Below are 2,743 nucleotides of genomic sequence, written 5' to 3' on the forward strand. Positions count from 1 at the left end.
GCGCTTGCCGTAGCGAGCCTCGAAGCGGGCAACGCGTCCGCCCGTGTCGAGGATCTTCTGCTTGCCGGTGTAGAACGGGTGGCACTGCGAGCAAACTTCGACCGTGATGCGGCCGGACTCGGCGGTGCTGCGCGTCTCGAACGTGTTCCCGCAACCGCAGACGACGGTCGTCGCCACGTAGTTCGGGTGGATTCCTGCCTTCATGGTGTCCCTTTCGATGGCCGCCGGGTCGCCTTCGCCGTTCGAAGACGTGAACCGGGACCGGACTCAGCTGTTCGATTATGCCAAACGCCTGCCCGGGGAAAAAATTCCCCGGGCCGCGCTTCTAGTCCTCGAGCGCCCCGGGCGCGGTCTTGGCGACCTGCAGGAGGAACTCGACGTTGCTCTTGGACTTCTTGAGCCGGTCGATGAGCAGATCGATCGCCTGGTGCGAATCGAGTCCGGAGAGCACGCGGCGCAGCTTGTGCACCACCGCGAACTCGTCGGGGCTCATGAGCAGCTCGTCCTTGCGGGTACCCGACGGATTGACGTCCACCGCCGGGAACACGCGGCGCTCGGCGATCTTGCGGTCGAGCTTGAGCTCGGCGTTGCCGGTGCCCTTGAACTCTTCGAAGATCACGGTGTCGCCGGTCGAACCGGTTTCCACCATCGCGGTCGCGATGATGGTGAGCGAACCGCCGTTCTCGATGTTGCGGGCAGCACCGAGGAACCGCTTCGGCGGGTACAGCGCGGTCGAGTCGACACCACCGGACAGGATGCGTCCCGATGCCGGCGAGCTGTTGTTGTACGCGCGCCCGAGTCGGGTGATCGAGTCGAGCAGGACCACGACGTCCCGGCCCTGCTCGACCAGGCGCTTTGCCCGCTCGATGGCGAGCTCGGCGACCGACGTGTGGTCTGAGGGCGGACGGTCGAACGTCGAGGCGATGACCTCGCCCTTCACCGAACGCTGCATGTCGGTGACCTCTTCGGGACGCTCGTCGACGAGAACGACCATCAGGTAGCACTCGGGGTTGTTCGTCGAGATCGCGTTCGCGATGTCCTGCAGCACCGTGGTCTTACCGGCCTTCGGCGGCGAGACGATGAGTGCACGCTGGCCCTTGCCGATCGGCATGATCAGGTCGATCACGCGGGTGGTGAGCACATTCGGCGTGGTCTCGAGACGCAGCCGCTGGTTCGGGTACAGCGGGGTGAGCTTGTTGAACTCGGGGCGACGCTTCGCCGCCTCGACCTCACCGCCGTTGACCGAGTCCAGACGCACCAACGGGTTGAACTTCTGCCGCTGGTTGCTCTGCTCGCCCTCGCGCGGGACCCGGACGGCACCGGTGATCGCGTCACCGCGGCGCAGGCCGTTCTTGCGCACCATGTTCATCGACACGTACACGTCGTTGGGGCCGGCCAGGTAGCCGGAGGTCCGCACGAACGCGTAGTTGTCGAGGACGTCGAGGATGCCTGCGACGGGCTGCAGGACGTCGTCCTCGCGGATCTCGGGCTCGCGGGAATCGGTGCCGGTCGCCTCACCGCGGTCACGTCCACGACGGCGCTCACGGAAGCGACGACCCCGGCGGCCGCGGCCGCCTTCCTCGTCCTCGCCACCGCGGTTGTCGCGGTCCTGGCGCGGGCCCTGGCCGCGATCCTCGCGCTGGGCACGGTCGCCCTGGTCGCGCTGAGGCCGCTGGCGGCCGTCGCCCTCGCCCTTGTCCTCGCCGCGTCCACCCTGCTCGGGGGCCTGCTCCGGGGCCGGAGCCTCGGTCTTCCGATCCTGCTCACCCTGTTCGGTGGCCTGCTCGGCACCACGGCGACCGCGACGCTGACGACCGCGGCGGGGGGCTTCGACCTCGCCGTCACCCTGCGGACGCTCGCCGGCCTCGACCTGGGTCTTCGGCTGCTCGGCAGCCTCGGCCTTCGGCTGCTCGGCAGCTTCGGCCTTCGGCTGGCTGTCGGCGCTTTCCGGTGCGGCCGTACGCGTCCGGCGCGTCCGCGCCGGTCGTGTGGTCTCGGCGGGCTCCTCGGACACCGCCGCCTTGTCTGCGGCCGGAGCGCTCGACACGCCCCCGCCCTGGCGTTCCTTGATCGCGGCGATCAGGTCGCCTTTACGCATCCCGGAGGTGCCCTTGATGCCGAGTTCGGCCGCGAGGGCCCGCAGCTCGGCGAGCACCATGCCCGAGAGGCCGGCGCCGCGACGCCCAGCGGCGCGCGGCGAAGAGGTCTGCGAAGAATCGTCCGCCTGCTCCCCCGCGGATGACCCCGGGACGTCGAGAACAGGCGTAGCGATCAGATCCGTATCGGTCACGGAGATCCTTTCCTTCCCTCACTCGCGCCACGCAGAGTCGAGGGTTCGTTCCCACAGATCAGCTCGTGCACCGATCCGGGATTTGCCTAACTGTTCACAGGATCGAACGGTCGGCACGTCCGCTATCACGCCATCCCCCGGCAGTTACAGTCCCTTGACCCCTGGAACGAGGACATGTGAGGGTCGGTCAGGATCTGGCGCTCCGATGGAGCTGGAGACAATATCCTGAAGAGCCGACGGCTGAAACGCACGACGTGCGGACAAAGCACAGGATAGCGACGAACTGTACGTTGAGCAAGAACGCGATCCCGCCCCGGCGTGTTCCCGGCCCCGCAAGGAGGCTCAGATCACCTCGACCCCGCCGGCGACCTCGAGTTCGAGGACCGTCAGGTCGTCCGCTTCCGCCGCAGCGCGCAGTTCGGCGGGGAACGGCTCGGTCGTCAGCGCCAGCAC

2 protein-coding genes and 1 pseudogene are annotated in these 2,743 nt (G+C 68.0%); all 3 read right to left on the minus strand.

What is annotated here, in order from left to right; all coding sequences use genetic code 11:
- A partial coding sequence (gene rpmE / locus I0Q12_RS11530) for a 50S ribosomal protein L31 (RefSeq protein WP_197252045.1) occupies nucleotides 1-204 on the minus strand: 204 nt, incomplete at its 3' end.
- A gap of 121 nt (nucleotides 205-325) precedes the next feature.
- A complete protein-coding gene (rho, locus tag I0Q12_RS11535; protein WP_197252046.1) occupies nucleotides 326-2,290 on the minus strand; it encodes a transcription termination factor Rho in 1,965 nt (654 codons plus the stop codon).
- A gap of 342 nt (nucleotides 2,291-2,632) precedes the next feature.
- A pseudogene (locus I0Q12_RS11540) lies at nucleotides 2,633-2,743 on the minus strand (homoserine kinase); the annotation flags it as partial.

Origin of the sequence: Rhodococcus sp. CX (assembly GCF_015865005.1) — a bacterium.
Classification (GTDB): domain Bacteria; phylum Actinomycetota; class Actinomycetes; order Mycobacteriales; family Mycobacteriaceae; genus Rhodococcus.